Annotated in this window: 19 protein-coding genes; 8 read left to right on the plus strand and 11 right to left on the minus strand. The window is 72.5% G+C overall.

The genetic code is table 11. The annotated features are described in order from the left end of the window. The first annotated feature begins 264 nt into the window (after positions 1-264). Entirely contained in the window at positions 265-504 is a 240-nt protein-coding gene (locus ACZ31C_RS17975) for a DUF5522 domain-containing protein (RefSeq protein ID WP_465796216.1), read from the plus strand. A gap of 4 nt (positions 505-508) precedes the next feature. On the opposite strand, the gene ACZ31C_RS17980 is transcribed toward ACZ31C_RS17975, so the two are convergent. Beyond that, positions 509-1,198 (minus strand): metal-dependent transcriptional regulator, encoded by a 690-nt coding sequence (locus ACZ31C_RS17980; RefSeq protein WP_350693881.1) that lies wholly within the window; start codon positions 1,196-1,198, stop codon positions 509-511. Positions 1,199-1,295: 97 nt separating this feature from the next. Between ACZ31C_RS17980 and ACZ31C_RS17985 the strand changes: the two genes are divergently transcribed. The 3 genes from ACZ31C_RS17985 to ACZ31C_RS17995 are packed head-to-tail and all read left to right on the plus strand — an operon-like array spanning position 1,296 to position 5,947. Then, complete coding sequence (locus ACZ31C_RS17985) at positions 1,296-2,150, plus strand: sulfurtransferase (RefSeq protein ID WP_465796217.1); 855 nt, start codon at positions 1,296-1,298, stop codon at positions 2,148-2,150. 37 nt (positions 2,151-2,187) lie between these two features. Continuing rightward, positions 2,188-3,369, plus strand: coding sequence for an acetoin utilization protein AcuC (locus ACZ31C_RS17990; protein WP_465796218.1), 1,182 nt, complete (start codon positions 2,188-2,190; stop codon positions 3,367-3,369). A gap of 25 nt (positions 3,370-3,394) precedes the next feature. After that, positions 3,395-5,947 (plus strand): bifunctional acetate--CoA ligase family protein/GNAT family N-acetyltransferase, encoded by a 2,553-nt coding sequence (locus ACZ31C_RS17995; protein ID WP_465796219.1) that lies wholly within the window; start codon positions 3,395-3,397, stop codon positions 5,945-5,947. A 48-nt stretch (positions 5,948-5,995) separates the two neighbouring features. Here ACZ31C_RS17995 and ACZ31C_RS18000 read toward each other — a convergent pair whose 3' ends face one another. Both ACZ31C_RS18000 and sigB read right to left on the minus strand, forming a co-directional pair. Continuing rightward, a complete protein-coding gene (locus tag ACZ31C_RS18000) occupies positions 5,996-6,412 on the minus strand; it encodes a VOC family protein (protein WP_465796220.1) in 417 nt (138 codons plus the stop codon). A 166-nt stretch (positions 6,413-6,578) separates the two neighbouring features. Next, the gene (sigB, locus tag ACZ31C_RS18005; protein WP_465796221.1) at positions 6,579-7,589 is read right to left on the minus strand and encodes an RNA polymerase sigma factor SigB; all 1,011 of its coding nucleotides are present in this window, start codon (positions 7,587-7,589) and stop codon (positions 6,579-6,581) included. A gap of 274 nt (positions 7,590-7,863) precedes the next feature. On the opposite strand from sigB, the gene ACZ31C_RS18010 reads away from it, so the two are divergent. Then, positions 7,864-8,652: a sporulation protein gene (locus ACZ31C_RS18010; RefSeq protein ID WP_465796222.1), complete on the plus strand. Its 789-nt coding sequence runs from the start codon at positions 7,864-7,866 to the stop codon at positions 8,650-8,652. Positions 8,653-8,709: 57 nt separating this feature from the next. Here the strand turns inward: ACZ31C_RS18010 and dtd are convergent, their stop codons facing one another. Beyond that, on the minus strand, positions 8,710-9,132 hold the full coding sequence (dtd, locus tag ACZ31C_RS18015; RefSeq protein WP_465796223.1) for a D-aminoacyl-tRNA deacylase: 423 nt from the start codon (positions 9,130-9,132) through the stop codon (positions 8,710-8,712). Then, positions 9,132-10,616: a DUF7782 domain-containing protein gene (locus ACZ31C_RS18020; protein WP_465796224.1), complete on the minus strand. Its 1,485-nt coding sequence runs from the start codon at positions 10,614-10,616 to the stop codon at positions 9,132-9,134. Before ACZ31C_RS18020 ends, dtd begins: the two co-directional genes overlap by 1 nt. 178 nt (positions 10,617-10,794) lie before the next feature. On the opposite strand from ACZ31C_RS18020, the gene ACZ31C_RS18025 reads away from it, so the two are divergent. Further along, positions 10,795-12,015, plus strand: a complete 1,221-nt coding sequence (locus ACZ31C_RS18025; protein WP_465796225.1) for a S8 family peptidase — start codon at positions 10,795-10,797, stop codon at positions 12,013-12,015. 115 nt (positions 12,016-12,130) lie between these two features. Here the strand turns inward: ACZ31C_RS18025 and ACZ31C_RS18030 are convergent, their stop codons facing one another. The 3 genes from ACZ31C_RS18030 to ACZ31C_RS18040 form a co-directional block, all read right to left on the minus strand. After that, complete coding sequence (locus ACZ31C_RS18030; protein WP_465796226.1) at positions 12,131-13,189, minus strand: ABC transporter ATP-binding protein; 1,059 nt, start codon at positions 13,187-13,189, stop codon at positions 12,131-12,133. A gap of 106 nt (positions 13,190-13,295) precedes the next feature. Continuing rightward, positions 13,296-14,831 carry an ABC transporter permease gene (locus ACZ31C_RS18035; protein ID WP_465796227.1) on the minus strand — a complete coding sequence of 512 codons (1,536 nt, stop codon included), beginning with the start codon at positions 14,829-14,831 and terminating at the stop codon, positions 13,296-13,298. Positions 14,832-14,896: 65 nt separating this feature from the next. Further along, on the minus strand, positions 14,897-15,958 hold the full coding sequence (locus ACZ31C_RS18040; RefSeq protein WP_465796255.1) for an iron ABC transporter substrate-binding protein: 1,062 nt from the start codon (positions 15,956-15,958) through the stop codon (positions 14,897-14,899). Positions 15,959-16,092: 134 nt separating this feature from the next. On the opposite strand from ACZ31C_RS18040, the gene ACZ31C_RS18045 reads away from it, so the two are divergent. Further along, the gene (locus ACZ31C_RS18045; RefSeq protein ID WP_465796228.1) at positions 16,093-16,674 is read left to right on the plus strand and encodes an HhH-GPD-type base excision DNA repair protein; all 582 of its coding nucleotides are present in this window, start codon (positions 16,093-16,095) and stop codon (positions 16,672-16,674) included. A gap of 136 nt (positions 16,675-16,810) precedes the next feature. Here ACZ31C_RS18045 and ACZ31C_RS18050 read toward each other — a convergent pair whose 3' ends face one another. The 3 genes from ACZ31C_RS18050 to ACZ31C_RS18060 form a co-directional block, all read right to left on the minus strand. Continuing rightward, the gene (locus ACZ31C_RS18050; RefSeq protein WP_465796229.1) at positions 16,811-16,954 is read right to left on the minus strand and encodes a hypothetical protein; all 144 of its coding nucleotides are present in this window, start codon (positions 16,952-16,954) and stop codon (positions 16,811-16,813) included. A 154-nt stretch (positions 16,955-17,108) separates the two neighbouring features. Then, the gene (locus ACZ31C_RS18055; protein ID WP_350694095.1) at positions 17,109-17,303 is read right to left on the minus strand and encodes a DUF397 domain-containing protein; all 195 of its coding nucleotides are present in this window, start codon (positions 17,301-17,303) and stop codon (positions 17,109-17,111) included. A gap of 38 nt (positions 17,304-17,341) precedes the next feature. Further along, positions 17,342-18,064 carry a DUF5753 domain-containing protein gene (locus ACZ31C_RS18060; protein WP_465796230.1) on the minus strand — a complete coding sequence of 241 codons (723 nt, stop codon included), beginning with the start codon at positions 18,062-18,064 and terminating at the stop codon, positions 17,342-17,344. A gap of 457 nt (positions 18,065-18,521) precedes the next feature. Here ACZ31C_RS18060 and ACZ31C_RS18065 point away from each other — a divergent pair, with 457 nt between their 5' ends. Then, complete coding sequence (locus ACZ31C_RS18065) at positions 18,522-18,863, plus strand: hypothetical protein (RefSeq protein WP_350693907.1); 342 nt, start codon at positions 18,522-18,524, stop codon at positions 18,861-18,863. Positions 18,864-19,001 lie beyond the last annotated feature (138 nt).

Below are 19,001 nucleotides of genomic sequence, written 5' to 3' on the forward strand. Positions count from 1 at the left end.
GCACCGAGGAGCCCCGGACGCACACGGCGTCCGGGGCTCCTCACGTCCCCCACCCAGCCGCTCACCCCCGCGCCCGTCCCGTTGATCATGGAGTCGTGGCGGTGACGAAACAGGGCAAACAGGTGCTTTCCGAGTGCCACAAGTCCATGATCGCCGAGCTCACGGCGGGTCGGGCGGCGGCCTGAGAAGCGGCGGGTGGGTCAAGGTGCAGCAGGGCGGCGGGCGGGGCCGGGTGGAGAGCGGTGGCTGCCTAGACTGCGCGGGATGAGTGGAGAGCGAAAGCCCCTGGCGGCGCGGCCTCTGAGCGAGCCGCACCCGTCTCGGCTGTCGCCCGAGCACCCCGGTCGTGCGCGGATCATCGCCGCGCACGACGCGGCCCTGGCCGCCGGGGACGCCGGCTACCTCGACCCGGACACCGGGCTGTTCGTACTCAGTGCCGGCTTCCTGGCCCGCCGGGGAACCTGCTGCGGCCGGGGTTGCCGGCACTGCCCGTACGTGAAGTGAACGGTCAGGCGGCGGCGACGAATACCCGGGAGGCGACCTCGCGGGGCAGTCGGACGCTCTCGCCGGAACGGTCGATCGACACCCCGTCCCGCTCCTGCGCCACCGTGACGGTGGCCCCCGGGTCGACTCCGGCGGCGTGCAGTTGGCGGAGCACCTCGGCGTCGGTCTGCACGCTCTCGCAGATCCGCCGGACGATCACCTTGCCACTCAGGCCGGGGAAGGCGAGGTTGCGCTCGCTCTCGGCGGTCTCCGGCTCGGTCTGGGTGGGCGGACCGAGTTCGTCCAGGCCCGGGATGGGGTTGCCGTACGGCGACCGGGTCGGCCGGTTGAGCAGGTCGTAGACCCGCTTCTCGACCGCGTCGCTCATCACGTGTTCCCAACGGCAGGCCTCCTCGTGGGCCTCCTCGTAGGGCATCCCGATCACGTTGACCAGCAGCAACTCGGCGAGCCGGTGCTTACGCATCACCGAGACGGCGGTGGCGCGGCCGAGGTCGGTGAGGGTGAGGTGCCGATCGCCCTCCACGGTCAGCAGGCCGTCGCGTTCCATCCGGGCGACGGTCTGGCTCACGGTGGGGCCGCTCTGGCGCAACCGTTCAGCGATCCGGGCGCGTAGCGGCGGCACTCCCTCCTCTTCGAGTTCGAGGATGGTGCGCAGGTACATTTCGGTCGTATCGACCAAGTCGTGAGACTTCATGGTGTCAGCGGCCCTCCGGCATCGATGGTACCCTGCCGCACCCCGATCGATGGTCACCGAACCGCCGCCGTCGTCACTGATGGTGTTGACTGGGTGCATGTCCGGTACAGACGATCTTCTGGTCGAGGCGCGATCGCTCGCCGCCGAACTCGACGGGCCCGAGCCGCCCACCCTGCTCGACGTGCGGTGGCGTCTGGCCGGCCCACCCGGCCGGGACGACTACGCGGCCGGGCACCTCCCGGGCGCGGTCTTCGTCGACCTGGACACCGCGCTCTGCGGCCCGCCCGGTCCGGCCGGCCGGCACCCCCTGCCCGACCCCGAAGCCCTGCAGGCGGCGCTGCGGGCCGCCGGGGTCCGCGACGGTCACCCGGTGGTGGTGTACGACGGCGGTGACGGCATGGCCGCCGCCCGTGCCTGGTGGACGCTGCGCTGGGCGGGCCACCGACCGGTACGCCTGTTGTCCGGCGGCTATCCGGCCTGGTCGGCCGCCGGCCTGCCCACCAGTGACGAGGTGTCGACGCCCGAGCCCGGCGACGTGACCGTCCGTCCGGGAGCGCTGCCGGTGCTCGACGCCTCGGCCGCCGCCCGGCTGGCCGCCGGTGACGGGGTGCTGCTCGACGTACGGGCCGCGCCGCGCTACCGGGGCGAGCAGGAGCCGATCGACCCGGTCGCCGGGCACGTCCCCGGCGCGGTGAACGTGCCCGCCCCCGAGTACGTCACCGAGGGCCGCTTCCCCGCCGTCGAGGTGCTGCGGGACCGCTTCGCGGCGGCCGGGGTGACCACCGGGGCGCCGGTCGGCGCGTACTGCGGCTCCGGGGTGACCGCCGCGCAGGCCGTGCTCGCGTTGCACCTGGCCGGTCGTCCGGACGCCGCCCTCTACGTCGGATCGTGGAGCGAGTGGGTGGCCGACCCGGACCGGCCGGTGGCCACCGACCCGGGCACGGACGCCTGACCAGGCCCACTGTGCGGTCGCGTGCGACCATGGGCAGATGTCCGACGACACGGTGGTGATGTGGGACGAGTCGCTGCTCGCCTACGACCTCGGCGACCACCCGCTCGATCCGGTCCGGGTGGAGTTGACTCTCGCGCTCGCCTGGGAACTCGGCGTGCTGCACCGACCCGGCGTCCACATGGTCAAGCCCTACCCGGCCGACGACGAGTTGCTCAGCCGGGTGCACGACCCGCGCTACCTCGGCGCGGTCCGGATGGCGCCGCGGGAACCCTTCTTCACCGGCTTCGGTCTGGGCACCTCGGACAACCCGGTCTTCCAGGGGATGCACGAGTCGAGCGCGTTGATCGCCGGAGCGACGGTGGCCGCCGCCGAGGCGGTGTGGCGCGGTCAGGCCCGACGCGCGGTCAACGTGGCCGGCGGCCTGCACCACGCCATGGCCGACCGGGCAGCCGGCTTCTGCGTCTACAACGACCCGGCGGTGGCCATCGCCCGGCTGCTCGACCTGGGCGCGGAGCGCATCGCGTACGTCGACGTCGACGTGCACCACGGCGACGGGGTGCAACAGATCTTCTGGGACGACCCTCGGGTGCTGACGGTCAGCCTGCACGAGACCCCGCTCGCGCTCTTTCCCGGCACCGGGTTCCCCGACGAGACCGGTGGCCCGAACGCCGCCGGCACGGCGGTCAACGTCCCGTTGCCGCCCGGAGTGGAGGACGCCGGCTGGCAACGCGCCTTCCACGCGATCGTGCCGTCGGTGCTGCGCGCGTTCCGCCCGCAGGTGCTGTTCACCCAGTGCGGCGCGGACGCCCACCGCGTCGACCCCCTCGCCGACCTGCACCTGTCAGTGGACGGGCAGCGCGCCACCTATCTGGCGTTGCGGGCGCTCGCCGACGAGCTGTGCGACGGCCGGTGGGTGGCCACCGGCGGCGGCGGGTACGCGCTCGTCGAGGTGGTGCCCCGGGCCTGGACGCACCTGCTCGCGGTGGCCACCGGCGCGCCGCTGGACCCGGCCACGCTGACTCCGCCGGGCTGGCGTGACCTGGCCCGGGCCCGGCGACCCGGCACCGACATCCCGCTGCGGATGACCGACGACGTCGACCCGAGCTACGAACCGTGGCAGCCCACCGGCGAGCCGAATCCGGTGGACCGGGCCATCGCGGCCACCCGGAAGGCCGTCTTCCCGCTGCTCGGCCTCGACCCGCACGATCCACGCGACTGAGTCGGCCGGGGGAGGGCCGCCCGAGGTGACCACAACCGAACCAGCCGTGGACGTGCTGCTGAGCGACGGCAGCACCGTCCAGTTGCGACCGATCCGTCCCTCTGACGCGCCGGGGATCGTGGCGATGCACTCCCGCTTCTCCGAGCGCACCCGATACCTGCGGTACTTCTCGCCGTACCCACGGATCCCGGAACGGGACCTGCAGCGCTTCGTCAACGTCGACCACCGGGACCGGGAGGCGTTCGTCGTGCTGGCCGGCGACCGGATCGTCGCCGTCGGCCGGTACGAGCGGCTCGGCCCGGCCTCGCCCGACGCCGAGGTCGCGTTCGTGGTGGAGGACGCCTACCAGGGGCGCGGCATCGGCTCGGTGCTGCTGGAACATCTCGCCGAGGCCGCCCGGCGCAGCGGGATCGTCAACTTCGTGGCCGAGGTGCTGCCGGCCAACGGCGCGATGCTGCGGGTCTTCGCCGACTTCGGCTACCAGATCCAGCGCCAGTTCGCCGACGGCGTGGTGCACCTGACCTTCCCGATCGCGCCCACCGAGGCGACCCTGGAGGTGCAGCGCGGGCGGGAGCACCGCACCGAGGCCCGGTCCATCGCCCGGCTGCTCGCCCCGCGTGGCGTGGTCGTCTATGGGGCCAGCGCCACCGGGCAGGGCGTCGGCGCGGCGGTGCTCGGGCACCTGCGCGACGGCGGGTACACCGGATCGGTGGTGCCGGTGCACCCGACCGCCGCCCGGGTCGCCGGGCTGCCCGCGTACCCGTCGGCGGTCGACGCCGATCTGCCGGTCGACCTGGCGGTGGTGGCGGTGCCGCCGGAGTCGGCGTCCGAGGTGGTCGCGGACGCCGCCGCGGCCGGCGTACACGGGCTGGTGGTCATCTCGGCGGGCTTCGCCGAGGCCGGGATGGCCGGTGCCGCGGCGCAGCGCACGCTGGTGCGCGCGGCGCACGCGGCGGGCATGCGGGTGATCGGCCCCAACTGCCTCGGGGTGGCCAACACCGACCCGGCGGTACGCCTCAACGCCACCCTCGCGCCACGGCTGCCGGAACCGGGCCGGGTCGGCATCTTCAGCCAGTCCGGGGTGTTCGGGGTGGCGCTGCTGGCCGAGGCGGACCGACGTGGGCTGGGCGTGTCCAGCTTCGTCTCGGCCGGCAACCGGGCCGACGTCTCCGGCAACGACCTGTTGCAGTACTGGCAGGACGACCCGGACACCGACGTGATCATGTTGTACCTGGAGACCTTCGGCAACCCGCGCAAGTTCGCCCGACTGGCCCGGCGGATCGGCCGCGACAAACCGGTGGTGGCGCTGGCCTCCCCGGCGCGCCCACCCGGTCTGGGCGACTCCGCCGGCCCGGACGAGACGGCGGTGAGCGCCCTGTTCGCCCAGTCCGGGGTGATCCGGGTGGACACCGTCGCCGAGCTGCTCGACGTCGGGGCGCTCCTGGCCAACCAGCCGCTGCCGGCCGGGAACCGGGTCGGCGTGGTCGGCAACTCCTCGGCGCTGACCGGGCTGGCGGCCACCGCCTGCGCGGCACAGGGCCTACGGGTCGCACCGGGTTACCCGGTCGACGTCGGCCCCCGGGCCGGTGCCGCCGAGTTCGGTGCGGCGCTCGCCGACGCTGCCGCCGACGACTCGGTCGACGCGCTGGTGGTCCTCTTCGCGCCGCCGTTGCCGGGGCAGCTCACCGACACCGAGGCGGACTTCGCCGCCGCGCTCGCCGCGCCCACGGCCGACAAGCCGACGGTGGCCACCTTCCTGGTCGGTCGGGCCCCGGCGGGGACACCGGCCTACCCGAGCGTGGAGGAGGCGGTACGCGCGCTGGCCCGGGTCACCGCGTACGCGCACTGGCGGCGTCGTCCGGCCGGCGTACTGCCCGAGCTGCCCGACGTCGATCCGGTGGCGGCGCAGGTGGCGCTGCGGGCGGACGGTGGCGATCCGGAGGCGCTGCTCGCCGCGTACGGCATCGACGTGGTCGAGTCGGCGCGGGTCGACTCGGTCGACGCGGCGGTCGACGCGGCGACGCGGTTCGGTTTCCCGGTGGCGCTCAAGGCTGCCGCCGGTGGTCTGCGGCACCGCCTCGATCTCGGTGCGGTCCGCCTGGACCTGCCGGACGCCGACACGGTCCGCCGCGCCTACGCCGAGCTGGCCGCCGCGTTCGGCGCGGACGTGCTGGTGCAGCCGATGGTGCCGCCCGGCGTGGCCTGCGTGGTGGAGCTGGTCGAGGACCCGGCGTTCGGGCCGGTGGTGGGCTTCGGCCTCGGCGGGGTCGCCACCGACCTGCTCGGCGACCGGGCCTGGCGGGCGGTGCCGTTGACCGACCGGGACGCGACCGAGCTGGTCGACGCCCCACGCGCGGCCCCTCTGCTGCGGGGCCACCGGGGTGCCGCCCCGGTGGACCGGGCGGCCCTGGCCGACCTGCTCCTGCGCATCGGGCGGCTCGCCGACGAGCAACCCCGGGTACGCGCACTGACGCTCAACCCGGTGCTGGCCCGCCCGGACGGGTTGTCCGTGCTGCACGCCTCGGTCCGCACCGGCTCGGCCGCCCCCCGCCCCGACACCGGCCCCCGCCGTTTGTGAAAGGAGGGGTCCCCTACTAACGCCTCGTGTATAGCAGGGGACCCCTCCTTACATCCCGGTCGCGCGGGCGGAGATCTGCTGGACCGCCCAGGAGTTGCCGTCCGGGTCGTCGAAGAAGACGAAGCCGACGTTGTCCAACGGGTGCGGTGTCGGGCTCGGGTTCTGCCCGAGCACCTGGATCTCGCTCACCTCGACGCCGCGCTCGCTCAGCTCGGCGCGGGCCTTCTCCAGGTCCGGCACGACGAGCTGGATACCCTTGAGCGAGCCGGGCGGCATGTACGGCAGCGGCCCGGTGCCGATCACGATCGAGCAACCCGAGCCGGGCGGCGTGAGCTGCACGATGCGGGCGTCGTCGCCCATCACCGTGTCGTGGTCGACGATGAAGCCGACCCGATCGGCGTAGAACGCCTTGGCCCGGTCCACGTCGGAAACCGGCACGACGACCGCTTCCAGCGTCCAGTTCACGATCAGTCCTCCTGATTGCCTGCGTCGACGGCTCGACGCCGTGCACCCACTCTGGACGATCCGCAGCCCTTTCGGCCTCCGTGACACGAGCCGCGCACGAAAACCGCCCCGGCACACACGACATCGGCCCCGGCGCACCGCCGGGGCCGATCGCACACCAGTCACGTCAGGAGGCGTACGCCTCCAGCCGCTGCGCCCGCTCCGGGGCCCGCAGCTTGAGCAGCGTCACCTTCTCGATCTGCCGGATCCGCTCGCGGGACAGTCCGAACTCGCGGCCGACCTCGTCCAGGGTACGCTGCCGGCCGTCGTCGAGGCCGAACCGCAGCCGGATCACCGCCTGCTCGCGCTGGGAGAGCGTGGCCAACACGATGCTCACCTCGTTGCGCAGCTCGCCCTGGGCGGCGGTGTCGCCCGGCCCGCCGGTCGGGTCGGCGGCGGCGACGAAGTCACCCAGTGCGCTCTCCCCGTCCTCGCCGACGGCCTGGTCCAGGCTGACCGGCTCCCGGTCGTACGAGATCAGCTCGATCACCTGGAACTCGGGCACGTCCAGCGCGCGGGCGACCTCGGCCACCGTGGGCTCCCGACCCAGCGAGACGGACAGCTCGCGGCGGGCCCGGACCATCCGGTTGACCTGCTCGACCATGTGCACCGGGATGCGGATGGTGCGGGCCTGGTCGGCCATGGCGCGGGTGATGGCCTGGCGGATCCACCAGGTGGCGTAGGTGGAGAACTTGTAGCCCTTGGTGTAGTCGAATTTCTCGACGGCGCGGATGAGGCCGAGGTTGCCTTCCTGGATGAGGTCGAGGAAGGCCATGCCACGGCCGGTGTACCGCTTGGCGATGCTCACCACGAGGCGCAGGTTCGCCTCCAGCAGGTGGTTCTTGGCGGCCCGACCCTGCTGCGCGACCACGTCCAGGTCGGCGTGCAGGTCGGCCGAGAGCGGGGTGCAGGTGGACAGCTTCTCCTCGGCGAACAACCCGGCTTCGATCCGCTTCGCCAGGTCCACCTCTTCGGCCGCCGTGAGCAGCTTGGTCCGGCCGATCCCGTTGAGGTACGCGCGAACCAGGTCGGTGGAGACGCCACGCTCGTCGGTGGCGTCCAGGTCGGTAAGGGTGTCGACGCCGTGCTCCGCCTCGGTGCCGGCGCGCATCCGGTGCTCCATCATCTGCAGGGCCATCTCTGTCTCTCCCCGTGTCCACGTCCGTGCCGTGTCGCCCCGGCCCATGTGGCAGCCGGTGACACACAGCTTGGCGGGTGAGGCGTAAAACGGGAGTGAGGCGATCGGAGAACCGACAGTGACCGTTCCGTTACCCCCTCCTTGCGGGCGGGTGTGCTGGTTCGGCAGATGCGACTTGGCGGTGCCGGTTACCGTGCCAGCGGTCGGCCGTCGGGCCGACGCAACCCCGTACCCCGGGTGCCCGGGGTCGGGCGACCAAGCGACGGAGGCAATGGTGGTCTTCAAGCGGCTCATGCAGGCGATGGGAGTCGGCGGCCCGTCCGTGGAGACGGTGCTGACGAACCCGAACTGCCGGCCGGGCGGCGAGCTCACGGGCAGCATCGCGGTGACCGGAGGCGAGCACGGGGTGGACATCTCGTACGTGGCTCTGGGGTTGATGACCCGGGTCGAGGTGGAGAGCGGCGACAACGAGTACAACACGAATCAGGAGTTCCACCGGCAGCAGGTGACCGGCCCGTTCCGTCTGGAGGCCGGGCAGCGCTACGACGTACCGTTCCGGTTCCCGGTGCCCTGGGAGACCCCGGTCACCCAGCTGTACGGGCAGCACCTGCACGGGATGACGATGGGGCTGCGTACCGAGCTGGAGGTGGCCCGCGCGCTCGACAAGGGTGACCTGGACCCGGTGGCGGTGCACCCGCTGCCGGCGCAGGAGAAGCTGCTGGAGGCGTTGCTGCGGCTCGGTTTCCGGTTCGCCCGGGCCGACGTCGAACGGGGGCACATCTACGGCGTGCACCAGACGCTGCCGTTCTACCAGGAGATCGAGTTCTACCCCGCGCCGCAGTACGCGGGTGCGATGAAGCAACTGGAGGTCACCTTCGTCGCCGATCCCCGGCAGATGCAGGTGGTGCTGGAGCTGGACAAGCGCGGTGGCCTGCTGACCGAGGGCCGGGACGTCTTCGGTCGGTTCACCGTCGACTACGCCATAATGGACCGTACGGACTGGGCGGCGCAGCTCGACGGCTGGCTGCGGCAGTCCCTGCAACGTCGGGGACTCTTCGGCTGACCGGTGACCACGAGGTGGGCGGGCGTCGTGATCCGGGCCCGTCCACCTCGTGAGGCGTCACAGGTCGAGGAGGATGGTGCGCGGCCCGACGTTGACGCTCTCCACCAGCATGTGCGCCCGGAAACGGCCGGTGGCGACCGTCGCGCCGCGTTGGCGCAGCGCCTCGACCACCGCGTCGACCAACGGCTCGGCCACCTCGGCGGGAGCCGCCGCGGTCCAGCTCGGACGGCGTCCCTTGCGGGCGTCGCCGTAGAGCGTGAACTGGCTGACCACCAGGATCGGCGCGCCGACGTCGGCGGCGGACCGCTCGTCGTCCAGGATGCGCAGCTCGTACACCTTGCGGGCCATCGTCCGGGCGGTCTCGGTGGTGTCCGTGTGCGTCACCCCGACCAGCACCAGCAGCCCGTCGTCGATCGCGCCGACCACCTCGCCGTCGACGGTGACGCCGGCCCGTGCGACGGTCTGCACCACAGCCCGCATCAGGACCGCACCGGCTCGATGAAGCCGCGCTCGACCAGGTGCGCCACGATCGGTCCGGCCGCCTCGGCCAGCTCGTCCGGCGTGACATCGTGCGCGACGGCGAGCAGTGCGATCTGGTCGCGCAGCGGCAGGCGCCCGTCGGCGCCACCCACCAGCGCGAGTACCAGTGGATCGATCTCCTCGGTCCAGCGCAGCCCGTGCGGCATGGTGAGGACCTGTCGGTCGACGCCCCAGCCGTCCGCGCCCATGGTCGCCTCCTGCCGCAGCTGGAGCCCGTCGGCGGCCCGGTAGCGGGCGTCCAGCAGCCCGTCGCCGCCTTGCTGGCGCAGCCAGTCCTGTCGGTCGAACCAGGTCGCGACCCGGTCGCCCATCGGGGCCTGGACCCGTTGCCGCAGGTCCTCCACCCGCAGCACCGGATCGTCGTGTCCGCCCCGGCGCAGCGAGACGATGCCGAAGCCGATCGCCTCCACCTTGTGGGCGTCGAACCAGTCCAGCCAGTCGGCCATCCGCTGCGGGTCGGCCGCCTCGCCGACGTCGGTGAGCCAGAGGTTGACGTACGCCATCGGGTCGGCGACCTCGCGCTGGATCACCCAGGCGTCCAGACCGGTCCCGGCGAACCAGCCGGCCACCCGCTCGCCCCAGTCCTCCCCGGCGACGTGCACCCAGTTCGCCAGGTACTGCATGGTGCCGCCCTCGGTGAGCAGGCCGTCGGCGGCGGCGGCCAGTTCGGCGCCGATCGCGTCACCGACCCGCCCGGAGTCGCGGTAGACGTGCGTGGTGGTGCCCGGCCCGACCACGAAGGGCGGGTTGCTGACCACCAGGTCGAAGCGCCGTCCGGCGACGGGCTGCACCATGTCGCCGCGCAGCAGCTCCCACTGCTGGTCGTTGAGCGCGGCCGTGGTGGCGGCGAACCGCAGCGCCCGCCGGGAGACGTCGGTGGCGGTCACCTGCCGGGCGTGCGTACTCAGGTGCAGGGCCTGGACGCCGGAGCCGGTGCCCAGGTCGAGCGCGCTCTGCACCGGCTGCCGGACGGCCGCGCCGATCATCGTCTGGGTCGCCCCGCCGATGCCCAGCACGTGCTCGGTGTGCAGGGGCCGACCGGGACGGGCGCTGGCCGGCACGTCGGCCAGCACCCACCAGTCGTCGCCGTACGGTTCGAGGTCCAGCCCCATCCGCAGCCCGTCGCCGTACCGTTCGACGATTCCGGCGGCGAGCGCCTCGTCGATCGACAGCGGCGCGAGCGCGGCGGCGACGGCGGCCTCCGGCTCGGTCTGCTCGCAGATGAAGACCCGGATCAGGGTGGCGAGCGGGTCACCGTCGGCGGTGGCGCGCAGCGCGGCCCGGAAGTCGTTGCGGGCCACCCCACCGGTGGCCTGCGGGCCGAGCCGGGTGGCGATGCCGTTGGCGGTGAAGGCGGCTCGCGTCAACGCGGTCCGCAGCGCCTCGACGCCGGCGGGGGAGAGCAGCATGTCGTGTCCGTCCACACCGCCATCCTGCCTGGTGACGACGGAGCGGGGAGCGGGTGCCCGTGACAATCTCAATCAATCGACGAACATCTCTGTCATATTCATCGATCTAAGGCTAGCATCTCCTCCATTCGAGTCCATGGGATGCGCCGTCCGGCCATGACCCGGTCGGCCGTTCCGGTTAGGGAGGCAGACGATGTCCTCAGGGTCCATCGCGCGACGGCACGTCATCCGGGCGCTCGCCGTCGTCGCCACCGCGGCGGCCGTCTCAGCGGCCAGCACCACCGCGGCGGTCGCCGCACCCACCGGCGAGATCCGCGGCGCCGGCGCCGCGAACGCCGTCAGCGGCAGCTACCTCGTCGTCCTGCGCTCCGACGCGGTCGGTGCGGCCGGTTCGTCGGCGGCTCGCACCGCAGTGCCGGACCGGGCCACCGCCCTGGTCCAGCGGTACGGGGGCAGCGTCTCCGACACCTACTCCGCCGCGCTGACCGGCTTCGCCGCCAAGATGACCGCGAAGCAGGCGGCCCGGCTCGCCGCCAACTCGGCGGTCGCGTACGTCGAGCAGGACCAGGCGTTCACCGTCCAGGCCACCCAGACCAACCCCACCTGGGGCCTGGACCGCATCGACCAGCGGAACCGCCCGCTGAGCGGCACCTACACCTACCCGAACACGGCCTCGAACGTGCGGGCCTACATCATCGACACCGGCATCCGCACCACGCACAACGAGTTCGGCGGTCGGGCCACCTGGGGCACCAACACGGTCGACACCAACAACACCGACTGCAACGGCCACGGCACCCACGTCGCCGGGACCGTCGGCGGCGCGACGTACGGCGTGGCCAAGTCCGTCCGCCTGGTCGCGGTGAAGGTGCTCAACTGCTCCGGTGGCGGCACCACCGCCAGCGTGGTCAACGGCGTCAACTGGGTGACCGCCAACGCGGTGAAGCCGGCCGTGGCGAACATGAGCCTCGGCGGCGGGGCCAGCAGCACGATCGACAACGCGGTGGCCAACTCGATCGCCTCCGGCATCAGCTACGCGGTGGCGGCCGGCAACTCCAACGCCAACGCCTGCAACTACTCGCCGGCGCGTACCTCGACCGCCATCACCGTCGGCTCGACGACCAGCACCGACGCCCGGTCGTCCTTCTCGAACTACGGCTCGTGCGTGCACATCTTCGCGCCCGGGTCGAGCGTGCTGTCCGCGTACCACACCAGCAACACCGCGACCAGCACGCTGAACGGCACCTCGATGGCCTCCCCGCACGTGGCCGGCGCCGCCGCGCTCGTGCTCTCGGCCAACCCGTCCTACACCCCGGCCCAGGTCAAGAACTACCTGACCAGCAACGCCACCACCGGCGTGGTGACCAGCCCGGGCAGCGGCTCGCCGAACCGCCTGTTGTTCGTGGTCAACTGACCCTGACGCACACCGGCCCGGCGGACGGCACCACCGTCCGCCGGGCCCCCGCATGAGCAGGCAGAGCCAGGCCGACCGACGGCGGCGGGCCGGGCCGACTCACCGCCGGCCGAGGTCAGGCGGCGAGGTCGACCGGCACCCGGCGGTCGGTGTCCACCGGGAAGACCCGCGCCGCGCCGTCCACCCGTACCCCGACCTCGCCGTCCATCGGTACGGCGGCGCCGTCGAGCACCCGCGCGGTGATCGCCGTACCATCGCCCAGCCGCAGGCCGACCAGCGCGTCGTGACCGTGGAAGTCGTGCCGCAGCACGGTGCCGGTGACCCCGCCCGCTCCGGCGGCCAGGCGGATCTGCTCTGGTCGGAGCAGCACGGTGACCGGCCCGTCGGCCACCGCACCGGCGACCGGCAGCACCCCCAACGCGGTCCGGGCGGTCCCGCTCTCGACGATCGCCGGCAGCAGCACCGCGTCACCGACGAAACCGGCCACCCAGGGATCGGCCGGCTCCCGATAGACCGTGGTCGGCGCGGCGGCCTGCACCACCCGCCCGTCGCGCAGCACCACCACCTTGTCGGCCACCGACAGCGCCTCACCCTGATCGTGGGTGACCAGCACACCGGTCGCCCCGTCGGCGCGCAGCGCCTCGCGTACGTCGTGCCGCAGCCCGGCGCGCAGCCCCGCGTCCAGGGCGCTGAACGGCTCGTCCAGCAGCACCACCGATGGCCGGGGCGCGAGCGCCCGGGCCACCGCGACCCGCTGCTGCTGCCCGCCGGAGAGCTGGTGCGGCATCCGGTCGCCGTACCCGGCCAGCCCGACCAGCGCCAGCACCTCCTCGACCCGGTCGGTCCGTCGGGTGGCCCGGTCCAGCCCGTAGCCGACGTTCTCGGCCACCCGCAGATGCGGGAAGAGAGCACCCTCCTGGGGCACCACTGCGATGCGGCGTCGGTGCGCCGGCAGGTGCCGACCGCCGCCCGCGACCACCGCGCCGTCGATGCGGATCTCGCCGCCGTCGAGCCGCTCGAAGCCGGCCAGGCAGCGCAGCAACGTGGTCTTGCCGCAGCCGGACGGCCCGAGCACCGCGGTCAACTGCCCGGACGGCACGCTGAGGTCGGCGCCGGCCAACGCGGTGACCCGCCCGTACCGCTTCACCACACCGTCGAGCACGACCTCACTCATGCCACCCCTCCACTTCGTTGCGTGGTGGCATGGTCTGCTGCGCTGTTGATTCGTTCGCTGCGCTCACTCATGCCACCCCTCCACTCTCGTTGCCTGCGTTCTTCGTTCATGTGCCGCGTTCCCGGTCGAGCAGGCCGCTGCGGGCGACCAGCAGCCAGGTGGGTACCGCCGAGATCAGCACCAGCAGCGCCGCGTAGGGGGCCGCTGCCGCGTAGGCGCCGACGGCCGTACTCGTCCACAGCTCGGTGGCGAGGGTGTCCGTGCCGGTGGGGCGCAGCAGCAGGGTGGCCGGGAGTTCCTTCATGCCGGTGAGGAAGACCAGCGCGGCCCCGGCGCCGATGCCCGGCAGGGTGAGCGGCAGGGTCACCGTGCGCAGCACGGTCCAGGGGCCACGGCCGAGCGACCGGGCCACCTCCTCCAGACCGGCGGGGGACTGGGCGGCCGCGCCGGCCACCGCGCCGACCGCCAGCGGCAGGAAGAGCGTCGCGTACGCCAGGGCGAGCAGCCACCGGGTCTGATAGAGCGGGTACGCCACGTTGATGCCGAAGAAGATCAGCGAGAGTCCGATCACCACGCCGGGCAGGGCGTGGGCCAGGTACGCCAGCCGGTCCAGCACGGTGGTCAGCGGACCCGGTGCCCGCGCGACGAGCAGCCCCAGCGGCAGCGCCAACAGCATGGTGAGCGCGGCGCCGGCCAGCGAGACGGTCAGCGAGTTCCCGGCGGCGGTGAGCACCTCGGGCAGGGCGCCCGGGCGGGACACCCCGGCGGCGAGCCGCCGACCGAGGCTGACCGCTGGCAAGCCGAGCGCCAGCGCGGCGACGCCGGTCAGCACGGCGATGGCCGGCCAGCGGGCCGACCCGAGCGCCAGTCGGGGTGCGGGACGTCGGGTGCCGCCGAGCCGCGCGTACCGGGCACCCCGGCGGCGGGTCGCGGTCTCGCCGGTCAGCAGCACCACCGTGAGCACCACCAGCACGCTGGAGAGCACCAGCGCGCCGGTCCGGTCGAAGCCGAGGTCGAAGGCGACGAAGATGGCCCGGGTGAAGGTGTCGGCGCGCAGGATGGAGACCGCGCCGAAGTCGGAGAGCACGTAGAGGGCGACCAGCAGCGCACCGGCGGCGGTGGCCGGGCGGATCTGCCGCAGCGTCACCGCGGTGAAGGTCTGCCACCCACTGCGCCCGAGCGACCGGGACACCTCCTCCTGCGCCGGGTCCGCGCCGCGCAGCGCCGCCGCGACCGGCAGCAGCACGTACGGGTAGGAGCAGAGGGTGAGCACCAGCGCCGCCGGCCAGAATCCCTCCAGCCGGGGCAGCGCGGAGACCCAGGCGAAGGCGGCGATGTAGGTGGGTACGGCCAGCGGCAACGCCGCCAGCACGGCGAAGGCCCGGCGGCCGGGCAGGTCGGTCCGGGTGACCAGGAACGCGGTGCCCACGCCGAGCAGGACGCATGCCGTGGTGACCACGGCGGCCAGTCCGAGGCTACGCAGGGCGAGCAGCGCGACCCGTTCGGTCCACAGCTCGGCGACGACCGCGTCCCAGCCCGCCTCGGCGGTGCGTACCCCGAGGTAGGCCAGCGGGATCAGGGCGACGGCCACCGCGGCGGTCGAGGCCGCGAGCAACGCCGGCCGTGGCGCGAGTCGCCGCATCCCGCCGGGTACGCCGGACAGGGCCGACCCGGATCGGGACGGCCCTGCGACGGAGGGTGGTGCGGTCAGGGCACCAGGCCCGAGTTCTTGATCATGGTGACGGTGGCGTCGAGGGTGTCCAGGTCGTTCAGGTCGATCTGCGGCACCGCCAGCTCGGACAGGGCCGGCACGTACGCCGGGGACGGCACGCCGTCGATCACCGGGTACTCGTAGGTCTGCTCGGCGAAGAACGTCTGGGCCTCGGTGCCGAGCAGGAAGTCCACGAACTTCTGCACGTCGGCGTTCTCGGCGGCCCGCTTGAGCACGCCGACCCCCGCGACGTTCACCAGCGCACCGGTGTCACCGCCGGAGAAGAAGTGCAGCTTGACCTTGAGCGCGTCCGGCGTGGTGCCCTGCTCCTTGGCGATCTCACCGAGGTAGTAGTGGTTGACCAGGCCGGCCGGGATCGTGCCCGCGCCGACGTCTTCGAGGATCTTGCCGTTGCCGTCGCGGATCTGCGGGTCGTTGGCCTTGAGGCCGCTGAGGAACTGCTCGGCCTTGGCGTCGTCGTGCTGCACCCGGATGGCGGTGACGAACGCCTGGAACGAGGCGTTGGTCGGGGCGACGCCGACCTTGCCCTTCCAGGCCGGGCCGGTCAGGTCGAACACCGAGGCGGGCAGCTCCTCGGCCTTCACCAGGTCGGCGTTGTACGCCAGCACCCGGGCGCGGGCGCTCACACCGACCCACTGGCCGTTGCCGGCGCGGTAGGACGCCGGCACCTTCGCCGTGGTCTCCTCGGCGAGCGTGGTGAACATGCCCTGCTTGGCCACGGTGCCCAGGGCACCCGCGTCCTGCGCGAAGAACACGTCGGCGGGGGACCGGTCGCCCTCCTCCACGAGCTGGGCGGCGAGCTGCGCGGTGTTGGCGTACCGGGCGTTGACGGTGATGCCGGTCTGCTCGGTGAACTTGTCCAGCAGCGGCTTGACGAGCTGCTCGTTGCGTCCGCTGTAGACGGTGATCGACTTGTCGGTCGAATGGCCCGAGTCTGCCGCCGCGTCCTCCTCACCTGATCCGCAGGCGGCCAGCCCGACGGCGAGCAGGCTGGCGGCGAGCAACGCGCCGGTGGTACGGCGGGTGAGAAGCACGATGAACCCTTTCCTCTGCGGCCCGGGGCGACCGAGGCGCCGAAGTTAGCACAGCCTAACCTAATCGCGGAATCGAGCTGAGGGTGAGATCACGTGCCGGAGGCCAGGGCGAGGGCCGCGACGGGCAGGATGAGGGCATGACACTCGCGCTGCCCATCGATCCGGAGGCGAACCGGCTGCTCATGCAGAGTCCGCTGGCGTTGCTGACGGGAATGGTTCTTGATCAACAAGTCTCGATGGAGAAGGCGTTCTCCTCGCCGTACGTGCTGGCCCAGCGGCTCGGTCACGACCTGGACGCCCGGGAACTCGCCGAGTACGACCCGGAGGCGCTGGTGGCCCTCTTCGCCCAGCCGCCGGCGCTGCACCGGTTCCCGAAGGCGATGGCGGCCCGCGTGCAGGAGGTCTGCCGGACGCTGGTCGACCGGTACGACGGCGACGCCGCCCGGCTCTGGGCCGACCCCGCCGACGGTGCGGAACTGCTCGCGCGGATCACCGCCCTGCCGGGGTTCGGCCGACAGAAGGGGCAGATCTTCCTCGCCCTGCTCGGCAAGCGGTTCGGCGTACGGCCGCCGGGCTGGCGGGAGGCGGCCGGCGGCTACGGCGAGCCGGAGGTCCACCGGTCGGTGGCCGACGTCACCGACGCCGAGTCGTTGCGCCTGGTCCGGGAGTACAAGCAGCAGCAGAAGGCGGCGGCGAAGGCGAAGGCCACCGGGGGCTGAGCGGTCCGGCGAGGGAGCTCAGGCGGCGGCGCTGGGCTGGGCCAGGGAGGCGATGGCCCGGCGGACGTCGGCCAGCGAGAGCCGCCGAGCTGAGCCTCGACGAGCTGCTGGCATTCCTGGCGTTCTATCAGACCAACTACGCCGACAACGCGCCCAGCTTCACGGCCGGTGTTCCGCCCGGCCGGGGCGTGGGCGCCACCGCCGAGAGCATCCGGCGGTGGCTGCGCCACATGAAGGGCACGAACAGCATGGTCAGCGGCACCCGGCCGCAGCCCCTCACGAGGCGATCACCGAGGCCGAGTGCGAGGCGGCCAGGCGTCCCTGGTGGCCGATGGCGTGGACGAGGACTGCACCTCGGGAGCATGCCCGGTCAGATGGCAGGCGGCACGAAAGAGCCCCCAGCATCGCGCTGGGGGCCTTCTGCGTCGGAGGCGTCAGCCCACGGGGCCGATCTGCTTGGCCAGGCTGACGAAGCCCTTCCAGTTGCTCGGGCTGAAGTGGAGGGTGCCACCGTCACGGTCCTTGGTGTCGCGGACCAGAACGACGCCGGGGAGATTGTCGGCCACCTCCACGCACGAGCCGCCGTTGGCCCCCGAGTAGCTCGACTTACGCCAGTTGGCTCCGGTCATGTCCATGTCTGCGCCGCTTCCTTGATCAGGTCGAGTGACTACCTGCGCGAGAGCGCTTCGCCCCTGATGATCTCCCACACGCGCTGGAGAGTGGCGATCCGATCCGGCGTGGACACCACCTGCGCGTCCACCTGATGATCGAGATGCGCCACCGACGAGCCGTCGCCGAGAGTCGCCAGGATGAAACCTCCCTGAAGTCCAGGGTAGATCCCCGCGTCCTCTGGCACCACGAGGATCTGCACGTACGGCAGCTCCGCCATCCTCGCCAGGTGCTCGACCTGCTCACGCATGACGCCGGGGTGTCCATGAACCGGACGGCGCAGCACCATCACGTCGAGGACGGCCAGAAGCAGTGGAGGGTCGTCGCGGTCCAGGATCTCCTGCCGCTTCAGCCGCGAATGCACTCGCTGCTCGATCTCGTCAGGCAGGAGTAGCCCATCGGCGAGCGTGGCCCGCGCGTACGCCTCGGTCTGAAGGATGCCCGGCACGTACGCCGGCTCGTACCACCGAATGGCGGTCGCTTCGCGCTCCCAGTCAACCCAGTCGCGCAGCCAGTCGGGCTCGCCGCGAACGGCACTCGGCCACAGATCCGCGACCTCCCGCTCAAGGATGGCCGCCACGGCGGCACGGCACCGGGGGCGAGGCGTGCGCCCCGGCGACACCCACCGCCCAGCAGTCTTCGGGTCGACGCCAACGCGGGCGGCAAGACTTTCGGCGGTTTCGCCAGCCTGCACCATGGCCTGCTGAAGTGCGTGGTTCATTCCCACCTCCTCTCGGACGTCCCGAACGTCCCCAGAGATTAACGAACGTCGTGTACCGGTCCCATCACTGATTGGCAGTGTGTCCCCAGGACGGCGCGGCCGGTGGAGGGACATCCACAACCCCGGCGGTTGCGTCTGCTGAGGGACGCGCATCCAACGGGATGATCGAGGCACGGGTGCGCGTCCCTCCCCCAGAAACCTTTCGAGGGGGTTCAATGTCGGGACGTCACAGGCGGCGGCGCGGGCACAAGTGCATTTGTCCCGGCTGTGAACCGCCGCGAATGCGGACGGTACCCGGCATTCCAGCCCCCGGCCCGGTCCCGAGGATGAGTCCTCCGCCCGACCTGGCCGCGCGACTGACGCTGCGGCCAGGGGATGACTCGACGGCGATCCTCTGGGACCGGGCCGGGGAGCTACTGACCCTCGGCCAGACGCTTCGCGGCCTCGGAGGTGCATCGTGAGCCGCGAGCACGTTCCCAGCCGGCCGCTCTGGCGGTGCCGGGCCTGCGGAGCGCACTGGCCTTGTGGCCCGGCGAAGCTGGCCCTCCTCCGTGAGTACGCGGGCCACACGCTGGCGCTGGTCTTCTACCTCGCGCATTCGATGCGGGATGCCGTGGACGACATCGTCATGCTCGGCTTCACTCCCGACCTCGCCGCGCTCAACAACCGGTTCATGCGATGGGTCAACCAGCCGATCGACCTCAACGAGGGAGCACCCCATGGACGCGCGACTTCCTGCTGGCCCGGCAGGACCGGCATCTCCCCGCTGGTGCGGTCCGGACGAGAACGCCGCCGCTGATTCGGCCGCCGCTGCGCGCCCACCCGAGCGGCGGGTGAGGGGCGGTCGCGTCCGCGCGAGTGGTGTAAGAGACGGCCATCGCGGGATCCGGTTTGATGTTATGCGGCGATCGGGGTGGGGTCGGTCTGATCGGTGTGG

The organism is Micromonospora sp. NPDC023869, from assembly GCF_055559695.1.